Origin of the sequence: Paenibacillus alvei DSM 29 (assembly GCF_000293805.1) — a bacterium.
Classification (GTDB): domain Bacteria; phylum Bacillota; class Bacilli; order Paenibacillales; family Paenibacillaceae; genus Paenibacillus_B; species Paenibacillus_B alvei.
This window is the reverse complement of sequence record NZ_AMBZ01000001.1, coordinates 548,072-570,934: the sequence shown is the minus strand read 5'-3', so window position 1 is coordinate 570,934 and position 22,863 is coordinate 548,072. Positions and strand designations below refer to the sequence as shown.

Below are 22,863 nucleotides of genomic sequence, written 5' to 3'. Positions count from 1 at the left end.
TTGCAGTGCAAGTAATGGATGTTAAGAATGTATGGAGCATGTGACGACAAGGAGGTGAATGGGATGCATGAAAAATTAGCTCATACCCAGGACCGATGGCGCAAGTTGAAGCAGGACATTATTGAAGCAGCCCCGTCTTTGGGGATCGATCAGGTGGGCTTTACGACGGCAGACCCATTCATTGAATTGAAGGCGCGGCTGCAGCATTCCATCGATCAAGGCTATGCCTCGGGCTTTGAAGAGCCTGATTTGGACAAGCGTACCCGCCCTGAATTGCTGCTGGAGGATGCACGCTCGATAATTGCAATCGCTGTTGCCTATCCTTCCAAGCTGGAGGAATCGCCGAAGTCGAAGGCGGGCTCCTATCGGGGAATGTTCGCGCGAACGGCTTGGGGGCTCGATTACCATCTTGTGCTGCGGGATCGGCTTGCGAAGCTGGAAGCGTTCCTTCGTGAGCGTGTGCCGGATCAAGAGCTGAAGGTTCGCAGTATGGTAGATACCGGCGAGCTGAGCGACCGGGCAGTTGCAGAACGTGCAGGAATTGGATTCAGCGGCAAGAACTGTTCCATTATTTCACCGCAGTGGGGATCATGGATTTACTTGGGCGAAATGATAACGAATATCCCATTTCCGTCAGACGATCCTGTCACAGAAGACTGTGGAGAATGCACGCGCTGTCTCGATGCTTGTCCAACGAGCGCACTCGTAGGCCCAGGACAGCTGAACGCAAAGTTGTGCATTTCATTTCAGACCCAATCTAAGGATCTCTTGAGTCATGAAATGATGACCAAGATGGGGAATCGGCTGTACGGCTGTGATACATGTCAGATCGTATGTCCGAAAAATAAAGGCATGAACTGGACGCACCACCCTGAGATGCAGCCCGATCCTGAGAAGGCAAAGCCTCTTCTTGTTCCGATGCTGCAATTATCAAATCGTGAGTTCAAGGAGCAGTTTGGCTCGTTATCTGCGGCCTGGAGAGGCAAGAAGCCGATTCAGCGCAATGCGATCGTTGCGCTCGGCAACTTCCGTGACCGAAGCGCGGTAGGCGAGCTGAGATCGCTGCTTCGGGAGGATACACGTTACGATATTCGTGCGACAGCCGCTTGGGCACTTGGCCAGATAGGCGGCCTCGAAGCGAAGCAGGCGCTGCTGTCAGGCTTGAATCGTGAAAAGGAGGATGCGGTTGTGCAAGCGATAGAAGCTGCATTGCAGCAATTCGACAATCATGTGGAGCCTATCTATGTTCAGGAGATGGAATCGCCGCTGGGGATGCTAACCATTGCCTCTTCCGCAACGGGACTTTGTTCCATTGAGTTTGGAAGTGTGCTTGATACATCGGCGCGCTTAAACGCATGGGCACAGCGCACATATGGACGCGCAGCTTTACAACGCCACCCGGAACGGCTGCAGGAGGCGATTCACCAATTGGAGGAATATTTCAGAGGAGAGCGGAAATCGTTTGATTTGGCGCTTGATTTCCAAGGGACGGCATTTCAGCGTGATGTATGGCGCGCTCTTATGGATATTCCGTACGGGGAGACAAGATCGTATAAGCAGATCGCAGAGGCAATTGGACGCCCTCAGGCGGTACGTGCAGTCGGTGGGGCGAACAATCGCAACCCGATTCCGATTATTGCTCCATGCCATCGCGTAATCGGTGCGGACGGTCGCTTAGTCGGGTACGGCGGCGGAATGGACAAGAAGGTTACGCTGCTCAAGCTGGAGGGCATGCAGGCGAATGAAGAGCGGTTGCTGATTGCTCCATAATTGGAACAGGGGATATTTGTCACGATTGATGGTACGTGCTATCATAGTGGCGGTACGGTAAATTTGAAGTGGAACGGCACATCGATACCTTTTTATTTTTCTAGATGAGGATTTCGGTGGATCATTCAATGAATCTGTACCTATTGAAATATAGAAGCAATGAGCAAAACTTGACGATGTTGGGGTGACCATGGGAAGATGTGGACAGTAATTACGGCGATCGTAACACTAATTGTAGGCATTATCATCGGCTTTGCTGGCGGCGTATATTATCTGCGTAACCAAATGACGAAGATGCAGTCCGACCCTCAAATGCTGCAGAAAATGGCGAAGCAAATGGGCTACAATCTGAATTCGAAGCAGATGCAGCAAGCACAGCAAATGATGAAGAACAAGAATTTCAAGAAATCCCGCTAAGTTAACGAGATATGCTCACAAGCGCGGCGGAAGGAGGAACGTTCGTGGCTGGTTTGAAGGACTATGTGAATACACAGGTTGATGCGAATCGCGAGCAGATTGAGCATCATATTAAGGAAATTTTGAGGCTCGTCGGAGAAGATGTTGAGCGCGAAGGATTGCTGGACACGCCAGCACGCGTAACTCGCATGTATGAGGAGATCTTCGCCGGTTATGAGGTAGATCCTCGTGATGCGCTCGGGGTTGCATTCGATGAAAATCACGAAGAGCTTGTCATAGTAAAGGATATTACGTATTATAGCCAATGTGAGCATCATATGGCGCCCTTCTTCGGGAAGGTGCATATCGGATATATTCCAAGCGGCAAGATTGCTGGACTTAGCAAGTTCGCTCGCTTGGTGGAAGCAATCTCCCGTCGCTTGCAGGTGCAAGAGCGGATCACTAGCGAGATTGCTGACATTATGGATGAGGTGCTCAAGCCGCACGGTGTCATGGTTGTCGTGGAAGGCGAGCATTTGTGCATGTGCGCCCGTGGCGTAAAGAAGCCAGGAAGCAAGACGGTAACAATGGCAACACGCGGAAGCTTCCGAACGGATGCAGCGCAGCGCGCGGAATTTTTGTCACTGATTAAGCAGTAATGTGATGCATGTGGGTGAACTGAGAACTGATGAACCCCGTTCCGGGCATGGGACGGGGTTTTTTTCGGAAAGAACAGGAAATTGAACAGGAGGAGTTACAAGTCACATGACAGAAGCAAAGAAGAAGCCGGAACAAAAGAATGCAGAACAAGAAGTGGAATTGACTGCGGAACAGATGCTGTGGGCTAGATTATATGAAGCAGCCTCTGCGTTCAAGAAGCAGGCGAGCTGGGAGTGGATGCCGGAGAACGTGATTTTTGGCGTGAGCAACCCGGAGGATGGAGAAGTAGGCTATTGCACGATTATGAATGGGACAGACTACTTATTCGGCTTGTCGTTGTTCCGCGGCGGCGAAGGGCTGGAGAGCCTGAACAGCATGATGCTGGATAATCATGAGCAGAATGCATGGCTGCACCGCCAAAAATGCATTATGGTTACTTTTGAAGACCGTACGGATTTGGAAAAGCACGATTTAGCGCAGATCAAGGAGCTCGGGTTCCGCTTCCGCGGTCGCAATGCTTGGCCAATGTTCCGCGCGTATGACCCGGGGTTTGTTCCATGGACGCTTGATGAGAAGCAGGTCAGTTTCTTGGCGATCGCCTTAGAACAAGCGATGGATCTGGCAGCGCGTGTGAAGAAGGATAATGAATTGATGGCTGCGCCGCAATCCGGCCAAGTATTGGTTCGTGTACTGGAAAATGGGGAATGGACTGATCGTTGGATGGATCCTGATTTCGTATTGGAGCGTCCTGTGAAAGTCGAAATCGAAGATCGAGACCGCCTGAATGATGTTATGAACCGTTTCCCGAATAAGAAGGGCCAGTGGGAAACGGAATACTTCTATGCTCCTGTTGCCGTTAAGGGTGAAGGAGAGCGTCCGTACTATCCGCGCCTCTGCTTGTGGGTAGACCGTACTACACGTGCGGCCGTTGGTTTCCATGTCGCCTATGATGACAATTTTGAACAGGAATTCCTAAATCACTTCCTGCAGCTCATTGAAGAGCAGGGCGTGCGTCCGCAAAAGCTTATTATTCGCACGAATGAATGCGTTGATTTATTCGAGAAAACGGCACAACGCCTGAAAATTCGTATCGAGCGCGAGCCGCATCTTGCGTATTTGGAAGAAGCGCGTGGAGATTTGTTCGATTATTTCTCCAAGCAAGAAGGATAGGAATTCATTTATTAACGTTATACATGTTATATGTCCTAAAGGAATCGAGAATCGAGAGAAGGCATTTCTTCGTTGTAAGGCGGAGGATGTCTTCTTTTTTGTTAATTTAAGCTAGTTAAGTTAGGTTGGGGGATTTGCCAGGTCAGCAAGGTTGGGTGTCCTAACATTATCGCTGCATGTATAATGAGAGGGACAGGCGTTCAAGTTATTCTTTTATGACAAAGGAGTTATGCTATGAAAATTTCGATGCATATTACGAAGGAAGACTACTGGAGATTCAATAAATTCGTCATGTACAGCATGCCGAAATATCGGAAGATCATGCTCTTAAATCGAATTGGATTGCCTATTTTTTGCAGCATTATTTTTAAAGTTATCGGCAAAACATGGGCCTACTCGATTCTCGTAGGGGTAGCGCTGGGTGCACTCTTGAACGTATTTATGTATTTTTCGATTAAAAGAAAAGTGATGCGATGGGCTGATTCCAAAGAAAATGCGGCCTGGCTTGGAGATCATACGATGGAGATTACGGAGCAGGGGATTGATGAGACGACTCCAGTTGGCAACGCTCATTACAACTGGGATGCGATACCGGAGATTCGGATGACCAAAGACTACTTGTATATCTTCATCAGCTCGATGCAGGCGCATATTATCCCTCTAGCCTGCTTATCCACCCCAACAGAGCAAACGCAGCTCATACAGCTTCTTGAGAAGTATGCGAAGAAAAAGATTATCGTACATGGATAGCATTCAGACAATTGTATCGTTCAAATAAAATCGTCCTCTGCAGACAAAAGTTGACAAGGCAATTGCCAAACCAACGTCTTGTAAGCAGAGGACGGTTATGTTATGATCAAATATGCGATATGGGTATATGTAATTAAAATATTTTATCCCAAATATATAATATCATATCGAATCGCATGCTGTCAACTTAAATTTATTATATTTCTAAGAAGCGGGTGGTTGCATGAGTACGAAGGAAGAACAATGGCGTCTGGAAGAGGAACGAGCGGTTCAAGTGATGGAGGCTATTGAGCAGCACATTGAACCCCTGCAGCAGGACATCGGCACTATCAAGCATGAGGTAGTCGAATTCCGCAAGACATTTTGGGACGATGTCAAAATCAACATGGATGATGTCAATGAGGCTATCGAAACCTTTGCCAGCATGAAGCAGCAAGCAGAGGTGCTGACAGAACGCGAGCATCGACATCGGCATGCCGCTCGTCAATTGGATGTGCTGACTCGCATGTCGAAGTCGCCTTACTTCGCCCGGATTGATTTTAATGAAACGGGAGAATCAAGAAGCGAACAGATTTATCTAGGTATCGGATCCTTCCGCAATTCAGAAGGTGAATTTCTCGTTTACGACTGGCGTGCGCCGGTATCCAGCTTGTATTATGACTACCCTCCAGGACCTGCTCATTATTCGACTCCGGTAGGGGAAATCGATGGAATGATGGAGCTGAAGCGGCAATTTCTCATCTCGGAGGGACGATTCCGAGGGATGTTCGATACAGGGGTCACCATTGGCGATGAGCTGCTGCGGCAAATGCTGAGCCAGCCTTCTGCCGAGCATATGAAGAGTATCGTCGCGACCATCCAGCAGGAACAGAATCGAATTATTCGAAATGAACGAAGCGGCATACTCATTGTGACGGGACCTGCGGGAAGCGGCAAGACGTCGACTGCGCTGCAGCGTATCGCATATTTGCTCTACCGTTATCGGGATACTCTACAAGCAGAGCAGATCGTCCTGTTCTCTCCGAACCCTTTGTTTAACCGTTATGTATCGACCGTATTGCCGGAGCTTGGGGAACGGAACATGCAGCAGACGACATTCCAGGATTATTTAGAGCATCGCTTAAGTAACAGCTTCAAGCTGGAGCATCCATTCGAGCAAATGGAATATTCGTTAACAGCTGCAGGAGATCCGGGTTATTCGGCACGTATGGTATCGATTCGCTTTAAGGCGGGTCGAGGCTATGTGGAGATGATCCATGCATATGTGAAGTGGCTAGGGACAGAAGGGCTGCAGTTCCATGATATTCGCTTCCGCGATGCGGTGTTGATCACGTCTGAGCAAATATGCGACCAGCTCTACCGTTATGATGCATCGCTTCCGCTGCCGAATCGCTTGCGCTTGCTGGCGGAATGGCTGCGTGGGGAACTGCATCGAGCAGCCAAAGAAGAACGTTCGAAGCCGTGGGTGGATGAGGAAGTAGAGATGCTCGATGATGATGCATACCATGAGGCTTACACGCAGCTACAGCGCAAGAAGAAGTTCTCGGAGGAGACATTCGATGACTTCCAACGCGAGCGCAATTGGCTTGCTGCTGCCATTGTGAATGAGCAATTCAAGTCGCTGTACGCGATGGTGAAGAAGCTTGAATTCATTGATATGGCAGGCACATATCGGCAGCTGTTTGCAGAACGAGAAGTATCGCAGCGCTGTGCGCCTGCTGGAATCTTGCCTGCGGAGTGGAATGAGATATGTGATGCCACGGAAGCGCGGCTTCGTTCAGGAGAGATGCCGTTTGAGGATGCAACGCCATATTTGTATTTGAATGAATGCATTAAGGGGGTTCGTGTTAATACCTCAATCCGGCAGTTGTTCATTGATGAGGCACAAGATTATTCACCGTTCCAATTCGCTCTGCTGAGACGGATGTTTCCGCGCTGCGGCATAACACTGCTTGGAGATTGGGAGCAAGCGATATATCCGCATACCGGGGAAGGGGATATGAACAGCAGTTGGAGAGCATCGGACATAGGAGGATCCTCGCCAACGGAAACCTTCCACTTGACGCGCAGCTATCGAACAACGCGTCCGATTATGGAATTTGCCCGCTATCTTGCGCTTGATGGTCAGCATATTGAACCGTTCGATCGTGCTGGAAGCAAGCCTACCGTAACTGTAGCGAAGGATGGTGCAGCGCGTAATCGAATGACAGCGGATCGTGTACGTCAACTGCTGCAGAATGGACATCGCAATGTGGCTGTTATTTGCAAGACGGCGCAGGAGAGCAGAGAGGCGTATGAGGCACTGCGGAACGAGCTTCCTATTTATCTTGTGGAACAAGATACGGTTTCGTTCGAAGAAGGAGCGCTTGTCATTCCATCGTATTTGGCCAAGGGTGTAGAATTTGATGCCGTCGTCATTTATGATGCTTCAGAAGCGGTTTATGGGCGAGCAAATGAGCAAAAGCTGCTGTATGTGGCCTGCACGCGGGCGATGCATGAGCTGCATGTGTACAGTGTAGGCCAGCCAAGTCCATGGATAGCAGAGGTTCCGCAGGAGACATACATCTTTCAAAAAGGATGAGATCAGGTGATTCCGAGCCTGATCCATTCGATAAGCGCAGCAAGAGACGACGCTGTGAATCGAAAAAGCATTAGCATGGAATAGGTTCAACAATAGAAATGAAATAGAACAGAAATAGAACAGTTTCGGGCCTTCCCAATCGTAAGCTATGGTATCTTAGCTAGGGAGGTATGGATATGAAGGTATACATCGTAGATGCATTTACAGATGCGCCATTCCGCGGCAATCCCGCTGCGGTATGTCTCGTCGAGCAGGAATGGAATGAGACGTTGATGCAGCATATTGCATCCGAAATGAATTTATCAGAAACGGCATTTGTTCGTATTGCGCCTGAGGGGGATAGACACATCCTCGGACTGCGCTGGTTCACGCCAGAGGTCGAAGTTGACTTGTGCGGACATGCAACGCTTGCAACGGCTCATGTGCTGCGGCAATGCGGAATTGCTCGTGGCAAGAGCATCTCCTTCGATACCCTAAGCGGGATACTTCATGCAGAATATAAGGAGGACGGGGACAAATGTGAAATTACGCTGGATTTCTCTGCTTCTACGCTAACGCCTGTTGACGACGAAGCATTGTGCATACGTCTGGAAGAGGCGCTAGGCTGCTCCGTTCATGAGGTGTTCAGAAGCCGGAATGAACTGGTGGCTGCCGTCGATTCGGAGCAGACCGTACGATCATTACAGCCCAATTGGGAGCAGCTGAAGGCATGCGGTCATGAAGAGATAGGCGTGCTTGTTACAGCACTAGCAGATGAATCGGCCCATGAGGGGATTGATTTTGTATCACGCTGCTTCTTCCCAAGACTTGGTGTGAATGAAGATCCGGTTACGGGGTCTGCACATTGTACAACGGGGCCGTATTGGGGCGCCAAGCTTGGCAAATCATCGCTTGTCGGTCGTCAATGCTCTGCTAGAGAAGGCATTGTGAAGCTGAAACTGCAAGAGAAGCGCGTACAATTAACAGGAACGGCCGTATCCATTATGGAAGGTCAGTTCACTTTTTCATCGTTATCAATATGAGTTCAGGAGGGAGCTGAATGGGAATTATGTTAGAACTGCTCATTCTTATCTTGCTCTGCTGCAATCTTTTGCTCCTTCTGCGCATTGACAGTAAGCTTCCTAGGCGGGATCGCGCCCAGGAAGCTTACGAACGCGCGAAGAAAAAGTACGAGATGGATTGATGCCGGCATGATGCTGGGACGTGCACATCAAGTAGACCTATATCCAGATCACGTTATTCACTTCAGTAGTTCATAATAATGACCTCATTAATTACACCACGCCCGTCGCCCTTGGAATTAATGCTTCGCCTCGCTTTTACCGTATGTATCCGATATCCCTTGTACAACTCTTGAATATAGTCTGTTGCATGATTGGACAGCATGACATACACGCCGCGCTCACTTAATTCTTTGAATACATTGGCTAACCGCTGCTGTTCGGGGCGGCCGAATCCACCTTTGGCATAAGAAGTAAAGGCAGCAGTTGGAGTCAAGGTGTCATAGGGCGGATCGAAATAGACAAAATCACCTGCTCGTGCCTCCTGCACAGCGTCAGCGAAATCTCCATCCATCATTCGAATATTAGCGCGATTCAAATAAGCGGACATGCTGCGAATGGCGGTTTCTCGTATAATATTTGGCCGCTTGTACTTCCCGAATGGAACATTGAATTGTCCGCCTGCATTGACTCGGTACAATCCGTTATAGCATGTCCGATTCAAATAGATCAGTCTTGCAGCACGTTTAATAGGGGACATGGAGGTATATGCTTCTGAGTTCCGATCCCAGGCCCGTATTTCATAATAATAGTCCTCGTCGTTGCGGTGCTTGCGCAGTTCTTCAATAAGTCGGTCTGGCTGCTGCTTTATCATTTGGTACACGTTGATGAGCTCTTGGTTGACGTCGTTAATGGCCCCGTTGTCTGGCGTTAATGCTAGCAATAACGCCGCTCCGCCGATGAACGGCTCGAAGTAGGCTGCTCGCGTCCAGTCTGCCGGAGGAAGCAAGGGACGGATGCAGGGAAGTAATTGGCGTTTGCCGCCAGCCCATTTCACAATAGGTCTGAGCAATTCGCCTCACCCCTTTCGATGTCGATAACCCATAGTTCTGGTACAAAAGGAAAGCACGGCGCAGAACCGCACATGACCCAATTATTTTCCAGTTATTATTGTATAGAACGAAAAGGGCGCGGCGCAACGGCGAATAAGCTCGAAAAATAGGAAGTATGCTCCTCATTCATCGAATAGTGTTGCAAACTTAAAATGGAGTCCACTTTAAGGTGCGAGCTTGCTCAAATCGATCAGAAACTACAGGCCAATTCACAACATTCCACCAATCAGCGATATATTTCGGCCGTTCATTTTGATGCTTCAAATAATAGGCGTGCTCCCACACATCGATTGGCAGCAGTGGGATGATATCCCACTGGGATAGGTTCTGATGCTTCTCTGCCTGCAATATTTCCAATCTGCGGCTGCGCGGACTCCAGACAAGTATCGTCCAGCCGCCTCCCTCTACCTTCTCAGCAGCGTTCGTGAATTGCTTCCGAAAGGCTTCATATCTGCCGAAGTCGTGCTCGATCTGGCGGAGCAGCGGGCCTGTTGGTCTGCCGCCTCCCTGTGGGCTCATTACATCCCAAAATATAGTGTGCAGGTAGTGTCCTGCTCCGTTGAAGGCTAGCTCATTCTCCCAATATTTCACGAGTTCGAACTTATTCGTGCGTCTAGCCTCTGCCAGTGCCGTTTCAGCCTTATTCAAGCCATCGACATAGCTCTTGTGGTGCTTGTCGTGATGAATACGCATTGTCATTTCATCAATATATGGCTCTAGTGCATTATACGGATAGGGCAGCGGTGGAAGCTTGTGTCCGCCAATAGGAACGAAGGACTCATCATCTGACTCTTCACTGTGTTCAAACTGTGAACTGCGAGAATTGCCTATAAATGCGTGAATGCCCTGCATGGAATACTGCTGGTGCTGGTGCTGTGGATATTGTTGATGCTGATGAGGTGGATATGGAGGCCAATTGGAAGAAGGCTCGTTCACATCGGTAGAGTGAATACGAGCGGGTGGTTCAGTGTTATGGCTTGAGCGAACAGGACTGCTGCTCCCTTGTTCTTGTGCTGGGTAAAATACAGGCTTGATTGCTTGGAGGAAATATTGAGACCGTTCTGCAATGTGATCCAAGACGACAGGGGCGTGCTCGGTGAGCTGCACAGCTTGGCTGCTGTGCTTGATGGCTTCTAGATGCTGGACAAATTGCTCGGACTGATAGACAGAGGCGCGCAGCAATTCCTGAAGCTGTTGAAGCTGTTCGGGCTGAAGGGCGTCTGGCCGCTGTAATGCGGTACGCAATTGGGCCTTGGCCGCCGCCTCCGTTTGCGACAGCACCTGCTCCCATTGGGCGAGCAGCTGCACATATTCGGGTTCCAGCTGCGGCACAGCAGCCCGGATAACTTCTGTATTTCTCTTCTCCTGCTGTTTCCAGTACGTGCTCTCTTCTAACACACGAACAGGCATAAGCGGCCCGTAAATGAGCTGCAATGTTCTCCCTCCTTCTGATTAAGGTGGTTCTTTTTATTGTATTATCCTCATAGGTTGACCTATGTAAAAGGGTATAAAAAACCGCAAGCTGGCTGCTTGCGGTTCATATTTCATTTTTATAATCAGCTTCGATTTTGGCTAAACAGGATAAACCTTAACCTGGTACCGAACGAGTTAGCTGAAAGTTTAGTTCTGAGCAATATAGAAGCCAGGATCAGAATGATAGGCCGCATTCAAAAATGCGGATGTTTTCGACAGATACTCCTTGCGTTGGGTACGATAGATAAGCTCATGCTGCGCATTAGGAACGATCCATGCCTCTGACAGCTTGTTGGACTGGTGAGCAGCTATACCCTCTGCGATTTCGAATGGCGCCTTAGAATCGGCTGTACCATGAATGAAGAAAATCGGTATCGAATAGTTCGTTGATTTCACTTCATTGTATGGAATCTGCTGTAGGCTCGTGCCGTTTACCGCTGGGAAGAACGTACGCAGCAAGTCAAGCGATGGATGCTTCGGCAGCGAAGTGTACTGCTGTAAATTATGATATAACGTATCCGGTTCCAGCAAGAAGGTGCTGTCCAGAATCATAGCATTAATATCATGCGTGAGCAGGGCCGCTTGAAGCGCAGTTCCGGCTCCCATGGAGAAGCCCCAAACGACGACATGTTCTGCGCCGCGCTCCTTCGCCAGCTTCACTGCGCCAAGTAGCTGTTCCTTCTCCAAACGGCCGCCTGTAGCTTTGGTAGGGTGCTGTTCGGACGCAAAGCCGTAGTCGAACATGATCACATTGTAGTCAAGTCTATGGGCGAACTTGGCAAGATCGTACATCGGAACCCAGTATTCTTCGCGATTGGCTCCGTAACCATGACTGAATATCAAGGTGCGCTTGGAAGGCTTTTCGGATGGAATGTACCAGCCATCGATTAGCGTATGACCGTCACGAGCGGGAAATGATACTGTTTCATACTTCATGCCCTTGGCCTCCATCGGATTCGAAAACAGAGGAGGCACCTGCGGATTGGCGAACATCCAGGCAATGAATCCATGCAGGGCGAGAAAAATGACTATTGCAGCGAAGAAGGTCGATAAGGACAGCGCAATCGCTACATGCTTCACTCGAAGTCTGCGGGCCGCGGCAGGAGCGGCCCCGGAAGGGCCAAGCCATTCAGGCTGAAGCGCGGGAGATGTAATGACAGGTGTGCTCATGGGGGTGACCTCCTTCGATGATGGAATAACAATGAAGAACAATGTCGAGCAAAAGAAATTTATATAGAACAAAAGTCCCGATAGGAGCTTATTCGTGTAATCGGTATCTTCATATCATCATCGTATGCGGGAATCCGCATAGGGTCAACGAATTTGCGTGATTTGTAAGGTGTTTGTAATCGTACCGTAACATTGCAATCTCCCTGTAAAATCATGTCGAAATAAAGGACGTTCGTAGGAGATAAGTGCAGGGCATGAGATTCTTTACGAAAACGAGGAAGAGAGTTATACTAGTTGTAACGCCGTTCCATACTATGGAACTAAAGAGGGAGATACATGGTGGAAGAACGAGGAAAGCTAACTGTACGCGCTGTGGAGCGCGCACTCGATATATTAATGTGCTTTGCCAATGAGCGGGACATGAGTCTGACGGAGCTCGCCACTCGTGTTGGCTTGAATAAAAGCACGGTTCATCGGCTGATGACAACCCTGGAGGATCGGGGATTCGTACTTAAAAATGGCGATAAATACCGCCTTGGCTATCGGATATGGGAGCTGGCAGCGAATTTGACGCAGGTAGATGATCCAGCCCAACTGCTGCAGCCGGAAATGGAGCATCTGCGTGATCAACTCGATGAGACTGTTAGCTTATATGTGAGAGATGGCAATGATCGGATACGGATTCAGGCTGTTCAGAGCAATCAGGCAATTCGTCGAGTAGCGCCGGTAGGCGTACGATTGCCGTTATTCGTGGGAGCTTCCAGCAAGGTGCTGCTTGCCTTTGCTGAAATGCATGAGATTGAAGCCGCATTGCGTGATCCGCGCTGGCCATCGTCCATTGATAAGGACAGCTATATGAAGCAGCTTGAGGAAGTACGACGCTTGGGCTATGCAGTGAGCTTGGAAGAACGCGAGCCTGGGGCGGCGGCTGTATCTGTTCCGATCATGGATCGGAACCAGCGGCTTGTGGCGGCCTTATCGGTATCGGGGCCAGTTAGCCGAATGTCGGCAGAGACACTTGTTTCCTTTGCTCCGCAGATGATGGAGACAGCTCGGCGTATGGGGACAATGCTGCTTACGATGCAGTAATGTTCCGGTAATCGAACTTGGGCAGCGTACACGAAAGTAAATAGGCCCCTCTTCTGATTGACGCGGAAGAGGGGCCTATTCATTTATTGAACCTGAAGGAGATTCCATTTATCGGAATGATCAGGCCGATGGGCTTGAATGACAGCGAATGATTCGGTCTTCCTTAGCGAAATGCTTCTAAGGGATTGTATGATTAAGCATGCACTGTGAATGATACAAACCTTACGCCAGTTAAAGCAAGTACCGACATCGTTCTACTACAAGAGAAGAAGCACGAATTACGAACTAGTGGCTACGCGCTGGCACGTATCATAAAATACGGCTTCCAAGGAACGATGTCCATTCTCTGTACGGCAAAGCCTAGCAACTGAATCGCAGGCGACCATGACTCCTTCGTTCATGAAAGCGACAGTATCGGCCGTGTCCTCCACGACAGACAAAATATGAGTCGAATACAGGATTGTTGTTCCCTTCCTGCGTTCTGCATGGAGCAGCTCCTTGAACGTATGTACCCAATAAGGATCAAGTCCGTTAGTTGGCTCATCCAGAATGATAATCGGTGCTTCAGGCAGCAGCGCTTGTGCGAGAGCGAGCCGCTGCTGCATTCCCTTGGAATAGTGGCTTACCTTTTTATGTTTATCCCGTTCCAATCCAACGAGGCGGAGCAGTTCATCGATGCGATTCCGCGGCACCTGCAAAAGCTTGGAGAAAAAGTGCAGCACCTCGTATCCCGTTAAGGAACGGGGAAATACCATATTGTCCGGCATATAGGCGAATGTGGATTTATAGGCGTTGTCCTTCGACGATACCATGCGCCCGTTCAAGTAAATGCTGCCTGACGTCGGCTTTACGATTCCAATCATCATCTGAATGATCGTGCTCTTCCCAGCGCCATTGCCTCCACATAAGGCGAAGCATTCGCCTTGACCAACTGAGAAGTGGATATTGCGCACCTGATTCTGCTTGGAATAAATTTTGGATACGTTATCGAATTGAATCATCGCATTCGTGGTCATTCGCGGATGCGCACCCCCTGCTTCACAATGATGATGGATAAGACAAGCGGGACAATGATCCACGCTGCAGCCGCCAGACAGAGGGCAATTTGTCCGTCGCTTCCTTCAGCCCATATCGTAAAGTCATAAAGCGTCGGCCCGAATATCATGCCACTCTTCATTTGAACGATGCTCCACACCCGTATCAGCTCGACTGGATTGAACAGGATGGACGTGGTTAAGAGCGTAATGATCCAATTATAAGGGACAACACTGGAGATACCCATCACGATATATTCGTACAGGAGCACGCAGAGCGCCCATGTCAGAATGCTGATGCCGAGCGCTTGGAAGCGCGTACCGGCGTATACGCCGATGACCGAAGCTATTGCCAGAAAGACGGCTGCAAGCAGTAGGGTCAGGGCGATGAAGAGAAAAAACAAGGAAGCGGCAAATATGCCAGTGCGGTTCGTGATCCATAGCACAGTTCCGACAATGCCGTAGCCGATTAGGATAACGGCTCCTATGGCTGCCAGCATGCCTATATATTTGCCGAGTACAATAGAGGTAGACGATACCGGATAGGTGAGCAGGAGCTGGTAGCCCCCGTCCTCCTTATCTCCCGCGAGCATTGTGCTGCCCATTAACAGGGTGAGCAGCGGAACGAGAAACAGGGACAAATTCAAAAGTCCGGCTGTCATTCTCGTAAACCCTTCATACCCGGATTGATAACCGGCGCTGCCGAAGAATACGATGAATAGCGCCAGTAATGTAAATAATAATGAGAAGCTTGCCAGCCAGCGGCTGCGGATAATCAGCTTCATTTCCTGCTTCGCAATTGAACCTATGTGCTTCATTGGTGACCGTCCCATTTATGCTGCTTCAGGTCAGGGAATGACAACACATTGCCTTTGCCTTCCTGTGCCACGTAGTGCTCTGCTTCTTCCTTGCTTGGAAAGGCCAGCACGCCATTCGCCATTGGTGTCCAGAAGTCTTGATGGTAGGCGAACCAAGCCTGCTCCAGCTCCACCCAATTGCTTGCGGCGTATACATAGGATTTAGCAATTGGATTATCTGCATTATGATACGTTTGGATATAATCCATCATGCAGCCGATGTCATCGAAGGTCATAATCTTGCCGTCTGTTAATACAACCTCTGTTGCGTAGCTTTCGTTCGCTACGCTCATATTGCATACGATGCATACATCGATATCAGGGTTAATCGGTCGCGGTTCATAGCTTGGCTTACCGCATGAAGTGACGAGCATAAGGCCGATTGCCACTACGATTGTCCCGAATCTCCAAGTCATTTCCGAATCCTCCCTTGTGCAAGAATAAATATGCCGCCAATTAGGAACAAGCATCCCGCGATGCCGATAAGTTGGCGATTGTCTGCAGGAAGCTCCCCTTCCAGGCCTGCTTGTGCTGTACCGTCTGCAATCGGTTGAGGGACGGGCCGCTGTGTAAGCGGAAATCGATCTGCTCCACTCGCAGTGCTAGTGGCAGGCAGCATGCGATTGACAGCGTTCCACAGCTGTATGGCAGGACTCTCGAAGTAGAATTGCAACTGCGGCTGCTTCGGCAGAAGCTTGTCATAGATGGAGCTTGCATAGTAAGGAAGCTCCCCGATGCCATCACCGGTAAGATCGAAGGAGGAATAGTCGTCCCAGTAATTTCCTAATGTGCCGTCATCAATGGCTTGCTTGTCGTCCAAGCTTCGTGCTTGTACGACATTGCCGATGAACTGGTTGCCTGATAGGGTAGTTCCGGTATTGCCCTTCAGCAGACTAAGGCCAAGATGATTGCCTGCAATGACATTGTCTGCAATCATACTGTCTCTTGCATCCTCCAGCCCGAGACCGTTGCTGTTGTCCATTATGCGGTTGCCCCGCATAGTGATGTGATCGGTGTTATAGAGGAGCGCTCCATAACCACGATAATCAAGCTGCTTCTGCATGATGTTCTGCTCAATTCGAAAGGAGGAGGAGCTCATGACCATCATTCCATTAATGTTGTACGTGAATTGATTGCCCGATACGAGACCGCCTTTGCCGAACATGAGATGAATAGCGTAGCGCGAATCGGATATCGTGTTGTTGCTTAGCGTGCTGTCGGCCGCGAAGTCAATGTAAATGCCATCCTGCACATTATAAATATCATTGCCTCGCACGACATTGCCACTTCCGTAGAACAGGTGAATGCCGTTGCCTCGCTTAGAGATACGGTTGTTATTGCTCGTTATCGTGTTGTTCTTAATCTGATTGCCGTGTCCTTTGTTGACATAGATGCCATTTTGGACGCGAGACAGCGTATTGGACACGATCAAATTGTCCGAGGAGGCGATATAAATACCAGCATCCTGCTTTTTATTTCCGCTCTGGTTAATCTGAAATCCGCTCAGGGAAACGCCGGAGGCGGTAATCGTGATGACATGACCTTGATGATTGCCGCTCAGCATAACTTTGGCATTGTTGGCAGCTTGCAGCTTCAACGGCTTATTAATGACAAGCTGTTCATGATAGCTGCCTTCCTGTACGGTAATGGTTGCGTCTCGTTCAGCTTCATTAATGGCCTTTTGGATCGAATCTCCGGCACGAACGATTAGCATTTTCCCGTTAGCGTTAGCGGCATACAGCTTGCTTGTGCCTGGGAAGCAGGTGAGGAGAAACAATAGCAATGCTAGAGCGGCTAGCAGCGTCTTTCTGTTCATTTGCCTGCAATTAGTCACAATTGGCCACCATCCTGTTCCCATCTTCATTCCTTTGGCTCCTACATTACGACACAATTGTGTGAAAAGATGAAAGAATGTGTGAACGGAGCATGACAACCCGCAAGTCTTCATGTCTCTCTGTATCGCGGCAGTGCAATCGTCGCGGTCGTGCCCTCATGCTCGATGCTGTGCAAAGCCAGCGTGCCGCCATGCATAGCGACAATATTAGACACGATGGCAAGCCCCAGACCAGTACCGCCGTCCTTGCGGGTTCGCGCCTTATTGGCTCGATAGAACGGCTCGCTTATGTGAGGCAGATGTTCAGGGGCAATGCCAATGCCGGTATCGCTAATGCTCAGCTCACAATGGGTGTTCGAGGTTGCACGCAATCCGATGCTGATTGTCCCGTGCTTAGGCGTATACCTTATGGCATTGTCCAGCAGGTTATGGAGAACCTGTTCAATTCGATTTTGGTCGGCCTCAATGATAAGCTCCGGATCAAGCTCAGTTGCCAGTGTAATTTGCTGCTGGGACAGGTAGGGCCTGTATGTCATCAGCACGTCCTCAATAAGTTGTGCATACACAAGATGGGTGATGGCAAGCGGATAGGCATTGTTCTCCAGCTTGGCCAGCTCTAGCAGATCATGAACCAGCCGCTGCATGCGGCCAGCTTCACGATGGATCAGTCCAAGATAGCTGCGCTGGTCTTGCACGGATTCTACAACCCCATCGAGAATCGCTTCGCTGTAACCCTTCACATAGCTGATCGGCGTTCGCAGCTCATGGGATACGTTTGCGAGAAACTCTTTCTTTCGATTATCCTCCTGGGCAACAGCGCACGCCATCTGATTGAAGGCTTGTCCCACCTTGCCGATTTCGTCATGTGTCGTAATTGGAACGCGCTGCTCATAATTGCCGAGAGCCATCTCATGGGCGGCAGCCTCCAAGCGGCGAAGAGGCTGCGTGATGCGATTGATTAATGTTCTGCCCAGCACAAGAGACAGGAGCACGAAGCAGACGGTGATCGGAATGAAAATACTGGTCAGTTCCTTATTCATCTCTGTAATGGTTGCAAGCGGGATGTACAGGAACAAAATGCCCTGTAGGCGATTCTCGTCCAGAAGCGGGATGCTGACAGATAAAATCGTACGGCCGAATCGTTCCTCGAACCCCGATTTGGTAACGGGTTTTCCCTGAAGGAGCTGCTGGCGATCCTGCTCGCTGATGAGAGAGTCGTATTCAATTTCAAAAGGAAGGCAGGCGCTTAACTCACGAGGATTCGTGACAAGAAACACCTCCGAGTCTGACATCTTGTTGTACCAATCAATCTGATCGCGCAGCTTGGCGGTTACTTCTCCGCCGCTATAGTTGCTTGCAAGGCGCAGCCCTTCCAGCCGCAGTCCCTCGTCTACCTTTTCGACATAGTATTTTTCATAGAAATAGTGAGTGAGCGCATACGAAAAAGACACGGTTCCGATAATCGCCGCGCACACAATAAGCCACATTTTCTGTGCTAAGGTAAGCTGCTTCATGCGTTTACACCTCAAGTTTATATCCGATGCCCCACATCGTTTGAATGAATTCCCCCACATTGCCGAGCTTAATGCGCAGTGTTTTGATATGCGTATCTACAGTTCTAACACTGCCCTCGTAATCGATGCCCCACACGTGCTCCAGAAGCTGCTCACGGCTGAGTGCCTGTCCACGGTGGCGGCATAAGAAGAGCAGCAGCTCAAATTCTTTCAAGGTAAGAGATAAGGGTTCGCCGCATACCTTCACTGTTCTTCCTCGTTCATTAATTTCGATCTGGCCGTACTGTTGAACCGTTTTGTCTTCTGCGGATTCCCGGTGCACTCTGCGCAGAACCGCGTCGATACGTGCTATCAGTTCGCTTGGACTGAACGGCTTTACGATATAATCGTCGGCGCCGATCTTTAGGCCATAGACGCGATCCCATTCTTCTCCTCTTGCGGTCAAGAAGACGATCGGGACGTTAGAGGACTGGCGTATGTTCAGACAGAGCGTAAAGCCATCGAGTACCGGCATCATGACATCGGCAACAATTAGATCGATGGGCATGGCAGACAGGACTTCCAGTGCTTCCTCGCCGTTCGCGGCCTGATGCACCTCAAATCCGGAGTTCTTTAAGTACATTTGCACGAGTGCTCTCATATCATCTTCATCATCAATGATGAGCAATCGAGTTTGGTTCATGCTTGCTCCTCCTTGTGCTTATGAGTTGGACAGGATCTGGAATGGCCCCTGACCCACGGGAATGATTGAGCTGACGGTGAGTGACTCGGGATCGATAATATAGATTTCGTTGCTGTCATAGCTAGCGACGTATAAGTAGCTGCCAATGGCCTTCATTTCAAAAGGATTGGCGCCAATTTTGAGCGTGCCAAGCTCAGCGCCGGCGCTCCGATCGAACTTGCGGAGCGTATTGGAACCGTGGCTCAATGCAAATATGCCTGTATTCGTCTGAGCGAAGCTTACGGGCATATAAGGAGCTGGGATGCGTCGAATCAGCAACCCAGTATCCATGTTGTACACATGGATGTCCGACTCGACCTCTGCTCCGGTTCCGTGGCCGCCAACCCACAGCTCACGTCGATCGTCCAAGAGCAGTCCGCCAGCTGAAGATTCATTAATGCCGAAAGTTTGTACAACCTTGTGTGATTTTGTGTCGATAATGGACATTGTCGTATCATCAAAATTGATGACGTACAGCCTGCTTCCGTCCTTCGCTTCATACATATGCAGGGGCTGCTTGCCGACAGGCACCTCGTACTCAAGCGTGCCGTCCAGGCGGAAAGCACGAATGGATTTATGGTGCTGATCGACAACATAGACAAGCTGCTTCGAATGGGACAGCAGCGCATTAGCCACACCTTTGCCTACGTTCCACGTCTTGATCTGCTTTCCTGTAGACAATTGATAAATAAGGGCCTTGTCCGCTTGCTTGCCGTAGACAAGTAACTGATCTTGTCCGAGGAATAGGGCGCCGCTTAGCGGAAAATCAAGCTGCCAGGTTGCAGACACTTTATTACGGGAAGGATCAAGGAAGGTGAGACTGTGATCCTTCACATTGGCGCTGGCGATAATAGGCTGCTGCTCTACGGGCTGGAAATGCTCCTTGCCGCACCCGGCAAGAACAAAAGCAAGAGCGAGCGGCACAAGCATAGGCAGCAGCTTGAGTATGAGAGATGCAGGGCGCATAAGGCGCTTCCTCCTGTTATTCAAAAAATGGAATATAGCAACATTATAGCGGCTTTAGACATAAAATCTGATCAAATCTATGAAGTTTTGTACTTCTTTTTGGAAAATTGCAACATAAAGTTCAACAATTCATTTCACTTCCTTCACAATCTCCTCACAATTGCTTGCTAGCATTTGTTTTGTCAATGAATTCCATCGTGGAGGGTGTTATATGAAAAAGGGGTTAACTATTTTTATTTGTTCGATCATAATGCTGAGTATGCTGGCTGGATGCGGCGGTGCAGACCATGCGGGAGAGAAGGGCGGACAAGCTGCGGCACCAGTTGAAGGAGCAGCGATTTCGAATACGGGGAAGGAACTCGCTAGCCAATCAACTGAAAATAAGACACAATCCAAGCAAGAGCTGGCTGCACCACATACGGAGGAGCCAACTCATGAGGACTTATGCGCCTTTTGCCAAATGAAAATCTATTTGAGAGAAGAAGATATGGGGATGTTTACAGCGCAAATGCAGACAGCAGATGGCCAGCATCTCTATTTTGACGATGTCGGCTGCTTATTGAATTATGAGCGAGATATGAAAGAGAAGCCGGCCGCATCCTGGGTAAGAGATTATAGTACCTTGGAATGGGTGTCAGCGAAGGATTCAACTCCGGTAAAGGCGGAAATTAAGACACCGATGAAATATGGCTATGCGTTGTTCGCTACACAGGACGCGGCAAAGAAGTTCGTGTCGGACAATCAAGCGCTAAAGGGCAAGGAAGCAACGTGGAAGGAAATTGATGAAATATCCCACCAACGCTATTTGAAGCGAAAAGAGAGAATGAAAAATGGCGGCATGCATAATGGCAGTATGAACAAGTCAATGGATCATGGAAGTAATGGGGATGGCAAACACAAAAGCGAGGATAAGCACAATAAATGATGATGAACAGTAAACTGGGAATCTGTCAGGCATAATTGAAATGAATACGCTGAAAAGAGTCTAGATAATGCTGGATTAGACATATATATAGTCCCGCCTGTCGTTGCTGTAAAGTGGTGGCAGGCGGGACTTGTTGTTATAAGAAAAGCAGCAGCATCGCAACAAATGTCGTCACGGTTAAACCGATGATAACCGGAACGAGGTTCCGGCGCGCCAGCTCGAATGGGCTGACTCCGCATATAGCTGCAGCGGGAATGAGCGCCCAAGGGATGAGTGTTCCGCCTCCGACCCAGATTGCAGCTACTTGGCCAAGAGCAGTCAGGGTGTCGGTTCCGCCGCCAATGGCGGTACCGAATAGAGCTGCGATGGAGCCAGCGAGCGAGATGCCTGAAAATCCCGAGCCATCCAGTCCTGTAATTGCGCCAACGATGGTGAGCGTAATTGCGCCGGCAGCCGGATGGAGAGGAACACTGTGCGCAAGCGCAATCCCTAAATCGTTCACAATGCCGTGTGAAGCGGAGGGCAGGGTTTTACCGAAGATTTCGAAGAAGGCAGAGTCGCCTAAATAGAAGAAGGCTGCAATCGGAATGACGGGGCCAAACACCTTGAAGCCGAACTGAAAGCCATCGACCAAATAGCTGGTCGTCTGCTCTAATGCCTGCAAGCGATGCGTAAGTAGAGTAACCGTGATGAGGATAATTGCAGCCGTCCCGCCGACAAGCGCAGTTGCTTCCCCGCCCTGAAGATTTAGCTGGAACAACATGATGAGGTCGATAACGAAGAGGAGGGGAATAAGAATGGCTAAAATCATTTTTGCGACAGGGGATAAGGGGATACGGGTCACTTCGAAGCTGCTGCGGTCGTTGTTTTTAGCGATTCCCGTGCTCATAGTCAGACGTCCGAGTCCCATATCGCGGCGCATCATCCAGAAAGCAACGAATGTTGTTGCAATTCCCATTACGAGCACGAGCGGGACACTTGCTTCAAGGATGCTTTTCACCGGCAATGCGGCAGCATCGGCGGTAAGCTTCGGAGCTCCCTGAATAATGAAGTCACCGGATAACGCGATTCCGTGACCGAATAGGTTCATAGCCATTGCTACAGCTAGCGGCGGCAGCCCTACGCGAATCGCGGCAGGCAGCAGGACAGCGCCAATAAGGGCAACGCCGGGAGAGGGCCAGAAGAAGGTGCTGATGACAACCATAACGATCCCGACCGTCCAGTAGGCAAGCGCGGGTCCGCGCATAAGCTTGGTGAACGGTGAAACCATTGTTTCATTAATGCCGGATGCGAGAAGCACGCGGCTCATCGCAACAATAATAGAAATGATAAGAATGGTGCCAAGTAATTCTCTAATGGCATAAATGAAGCTGGTGAAAATGCCGCTGACCGCTGAGCTGACTGAGGCAGTCGCAAGCAAGCCCAGCAGGAAAATCCCCGCCATACATACGATTGTTGTATCCCTCCGCATGATGAGAAAGCCAATAATAAGCCCAATGAACAAGAGATACAACCAGTGTATCCCGACAAGCGTGACATCCAATGGAATCGCCCCCCAAAAAATATTGCAAGCGTTAACATAGATTTCGGAAGCGTGAAGCCACTTCGAATTATGTGTTTTATCCTATGCGAATACCTATCATATGGTCATGATAATGGTTGAAATTTTAACGATCATATTAACATTTTCAATCTACTTTCCAATAACAAGTAAGGCAAAAAGGGGTAGATCTAAAGAACCTCTTCCTGTACGGAGTGAGAAGGTCTAAATACTTATTCATAAATGTTAAAAAAGAATGAAATGAGTATTTGGAACTAATATAGCAGCTTAGATATACGT

The 22,863-nt window shown here is 49.4% G+C and carries 21 protein-coding genes; 10 read left to right on the top strand and 11 right to left on the bottom strand.

What is annotated here, in order from left to right; genetic code table 11:
• Positions 1-63 precede the first annotated feature (63 nt).
• The 8 genes from queG (at position 64) to PAV_RS34415 (ending at position 8,510) form a co-directional block, all read left to right on the top strand.
• Positions 64-1,770: a tRNA epoxyqueuosine(34) reductase QueG gene (gene queG / locus PAV_RS36785; protein ID WP_005543326.1), complete on the top strand. Its 1,707-nt coding sequence runs from the start codon at positions 64-66 to the stop codon at positions 1,768-1,770.
• Between the two features lie 198 nt (positions 1,771-1,968).
• Complete coding sequence (locus tag PAV_RS02655) at positions 1,969-2,187, top strand: YneF family protein (protein WP_005543324.1); 219 nt, start codon at positions 1,969-1,971, stop codon at positions 2,185-2,187.
• A gap of 44 nt (positions 2,188-2,231) precedes the next feature.
• The gene (gene folE, locus PAV_RS02650; RefSeq protein WP_005543323.1) at positions 2,232-2,825 is read left to right on the top strand and encodes a GTP cyclohydrolase I FolE; all 594 of its coding nucleotides are present in this window, start codon (positions 2,232-2,234) and stop codon (positions 2,823-2,825) included.
• A 106-nt stretch (positions 2,826-2,931) separates the two neighbouring features.
• Positions 2,932-3,996 (top strand): DUF7309 domain-containing protein, encoded by a 1,065-nt coding sequence (locus PAV_RS02645; RefSeq protein ID WP_005543322.1) that lies wholly within the window; start codon positions 2,932-2,934, stop codon positions 3,994-3,996.
• 234 nt (positions 3,997-4,230) lie between these two features.
• Complete coding sequence (locus PAV_RS02640; RefSeq protein WP_005543321.1) at positions 4,231-4,746, top strand: YcxB family protein; 516 nt, start codon at positions 4,231-4,233, stop codon at positions 4,744-4,746.
• A 223-nt stretch (positions 4,747-4,969) separates the two neighbouring features.
• Complete coding sequence (gene helD / locus PAV_RS02635) at positions 4,970-7,327, top strand: RNA polymerase recycling motor HelD (RefSeq protein ID WP_005543320.1); 2,358 nt, start codon at positions 4,970-4,972, stop codon at positions 7,325-7,327.
• Positions 7,328-7,503: 176 nt separating this feature from the next.
• A complete protein-coding gene (locus PAV_RS02630; protein ID WP_005543319.1) occupies positions 7,504-8,349 on the top strand; it encodes a PhzF family phenazine biosynthesis protein in 846 nt (281 codons plus the stop codon).
• A 17-nt stretch (positions 8,350-8,366) separates the two neighbouring features.
• The gene (locus PAV_RS34415) at positions 8,367-8,510 is read left to right on the top strand and encodes a hypothetical protein (RefSeq protein WP_005543318.1); all 144 of its coding nucleotides are present in this window, start codon (positions 8,367-8,369) and stop codon (positions 8,508-8,510) included.
• Positions 8,511-8,572: 62 nt separating this feature from the next.
• Here the strand turns inward: PAV_RS34415 and PAV_RS02625 are convergent, their stop codons facing one another.
• The 3 genes from PAV_RS02625 to PAV_RS02615 form a co-directional block, all read right to left on the bottom strand.
• On the bottom strand, positions 8,573-9,400 hold the full coding sequence (locus PAV_RS02625; protein ID WP_005543317.1) for a DNA adenine methylase: 828 nt from the start codon (positions 9,398-9,400) through the stop codon (positions 8,573-8,575).
• Between the two features lie 187 nt (positions 9,401-9,587).
• Positions 9,588-10,874, bottom strand: a complete 1,287-nt coding sequence (locus PAV_RS02620; protein ID WP_005543316.1) for a Fe-Mn family superoxide dismutase — start codon at positions 10,872-10,874, stop codon at positions 9,588-9,590.
• 186 nt (positions 10,875-11,060) lie between these two features.
• Complete coding sequence (locus PAV_RS02615) at positions 11,061-12,083, bottom strand: alpha/beta hydrolase (RefSeq protein WP_005543315.1); 1,023 nt, start codon at positions 12,081-12,083, stop codon at positions 11,061-11,063.
• A gap of 339 nt (positions 12,084-12,422) precedes the next feature.
• On the opposite strand from PAV_RS02615, the gene PAV_RS02610 reads away from it, so the two are divergent.
• Entirely contained in the window at positions 12,423-13,172 is a 750-nt protein-coding gene (locus PAV_RS02610) for an IclR family transcriptional regulator (RefSeq protein ID WP_040735265.1), read from the top strand.
• Between the two features lie 278 nt (positions 13,173-13,450).
• Here PAV_RS02610 and PAV_RS02605 read toward each other — a convergent pair whose 3' ends face one another.
• From PAV_RS02605 to PAV_RS02575, 7 genes are all read right to left on the bottom strand, one after another.
• Positions 13,451-14,188 carry an ABC transporter ATP-binding protein gene (locus PAV_RS02605; RefSeq protein WP_005543313.1) on the bottom strand — a complete coding sequence of 246 codons (738 nt, stop codon included), beginning with the start codon at positions 14,186-14,188 and terminating at the stop codon, positions 13,451-13,453.
• Positions 14,185-15,024 carry an ABC transporter permease gene (locus PAV_RS02600; RefSeq protein WP_005543312.1) on the bottom strand — a complete coding sequence of 280 codons (840 nt, stop codon included), beginning with the start codon at positions 15,022-15,024 and terminating at the stop codon, positions 14,185-14,187. Before PAV_RS02600 ends, PAV_RS02605 begins: the two co-directional genes overlap by 4 nt.
• Positions 15,021-15,479, bottom strand: coding sequence for a nitrous oxide reductase accessory protein NosL (locus tag PAV_RS02595; protein WP_005543311.1), 459 nt, complete (start codon positions 15,477-15,479; stop codon positions 15,021-15,023). Before PAV_RS02595 ends, PAV_RS02600 begins: the two co-directional genes overlap by 4 nt.
• Positions 15,476-16,927: a right-handed parallel beta-helix repeat-containing protein gene (locus tag PAV_RS02590; RefSeq protein ID WP_005543310.1), complete on the bottom strand. Its 1,452-nt coding sequence runs from the start codon at positions 16,925-16,927 to the stop codon at positions 15,476-15,478. The genes PAV_RS02595 and PAV_RS02590 overlap by 4 nt, the downstream gene beginning before the upstream one ends.
• A gap of 80 nt (positions 16,928-17,007) precedes the next feature.
• The gene (locus PAV_RS02585; RefSeq protein WP_005543309.1) at positions 17,008-18,411 is read right to left on the bottom strand and encodes a sensor histidine kinase; all 1,404 of its coding nucleotides are present in this window, start codon (positions 18,409-18,411) and stop codon (positions 17,008-17,010) included.
• Positions 18,412-18,415: 4 nt separating this feature from the next.
• On the bottom strand, positions 18,416-19,093 hold the full coding sequence (locus PAV_RS02580; RefSeq protein ID WP_005543308.1) for a response regulator transcription factor: 678 nt from the start codon (positions 19,091-19,093) through the stop codon (positions 18,416-18,418).
• An 18-nt stretch (positions 19,094-19,111) separates the two neighbouring features.
• Positions 19,112-20,098, bottom strand: coding sequence for a YncE family protein (locus tag PAV_RS02575; RefSeq protein ID WP_005543307.1), 987 nt, complete (start codon positions 20,096-20,098; stop codon positions 19,112-19,114).
• Positions 20,099-20,309: 211 nt separating this feature from the next.
• Here PAV_RS02575 and PAV_RS02570 point away from each other — a divergent pair, with 211 nt between their 5' ends.
• Positions 20,310-21,023: a nitrous oxide reductase accessory protein NosL gene (locus PAV_RS02570; RefSeq protein ID WP_005543306.1), complete on the top strand. Its 714-nt coding sequence runs from the start codon at positions 20,310-20,312 to the stop codon at positions 21,021-21,023.
• Between the two features lie 136 nt (positions 21,024-21,159).
• Here PAV_RS02570 and PAV_RS02565 read toward each other — a convergent pair whose 3' ends face one another.
• A complete protein-coding gene (locus tag PAV_RS02565; protein WP_005543305.1) occupies positions 21,160-22,566 on the bottom strand; it encodes a hypothetical protein in 1,407 nt (468 codons plus the stop codon).
• Positions 22,567-22,863: the final 297 nt, after the last annotated feature.

Coding starts and splice junctions, on each gene's coding strand:
- PAV_RS02570 (WP_005543306.1), top strand. CDS start 20,310: ATGAAAAAGGGGTTAACTATTTTTATTTGTTCGATCATAATGCTGAGT.
- PAV_RS02655 (WP_005543324.1), top strand. CDS start 1,969: ATGTGGACAGTAATTACGGCGATCGTAACACTAATTGTAGGCATTATC.
- PAV_RS02585 (WP_005543309.1), bottom strand. CDS start 18,411: ATGAAGCAGCTTACCTTAGCACAGAAAATGTGGCTTATTGTGTGCGCG.
- PAV_RS02600 (WP_005543312.1), bottom strand. CDS start 15,024: ATGAAGCACATAGGTTCAATTGCGAAGCAGGAAATGAAGCTGATTATC.
- PAV_RS02645 (WP_005543322.1), top strand. CDS start 2,932: ATGACAGAAGCAAAGAAGAAGCCGGAACAAAAGAATGCAGAACAAGAA.
- PAV_RS02615 (WP_005543315.1), bottom strand. CDS start 12,083: ATGAGCACACCTGTCATTACATCTCCCGCGCTTCAGCCTGAATGGCTT.
- queG (WP_005543326.1), top strand. CDS start 64: ATGCATGAAAAATTAGCTCATACCCAGGACCGATGGCGCAAGTTGAAG.
- PAV_RS02640 (WP_005543321.1), top strand. CDS start 4,231: ATGAAAATTTCGATGCATATTACGAAGGAAGACTACTGGAGATTCAAT.
- PAV_RS02630 (WP_005543319.1), top strand. CDS start 7,504: ATGAAGGTATACATCGTAGATGCATTTACAGATGCGCCATTCCGCGGC.
- helD (WP_005543320.1), top strand. CDS start 4,970: ATGAGTACGAAGGAAGAACAATGGCGTCTGGAAGAGGAACGAGCGGTT.
- PAV_RS02595 (WP_005543311.1), bottom strand. CDS start 15,479: ATGACTTGGAGATTCGGGACAATCGTAGTGGCAATCGGCCTTATGCTC.
- PAV_RS34415 (WP_005543318.1), top strand. CDS start 8,367: ATGGGAATTATGTTAGAACTGCTCATTCTTATCTTGCTCTGCTGCAAT.
- PAV_RS02580 (WP_005543308.1), bottom strand. CDS start 19,093: ATGAACCAAACTCGATTGCTCATCATTGATGATGAAGATGATATGAGA.
- PAV_RS02575 (WP_005543307.1), bottom strand. CDS start 20,098: ATGCGCCCTGCATCTCTCATACTCAAGCTGCTGCCTATGCTTGTGCCG.
- PAV_RS02590 (WP_005543310.1), bottom strand. CDS start 16,927: ATGAAGATGGGAACAGGATGGTGGCCAATTGTGACTAATTGCAGGCAA.
- PAV_RS02605 (WP_005543313.1), bottom strand. CDS start 14,188: ATGACCACGAATGCGATGATTCAATTCGATAACGTATCCAAAATTTAT.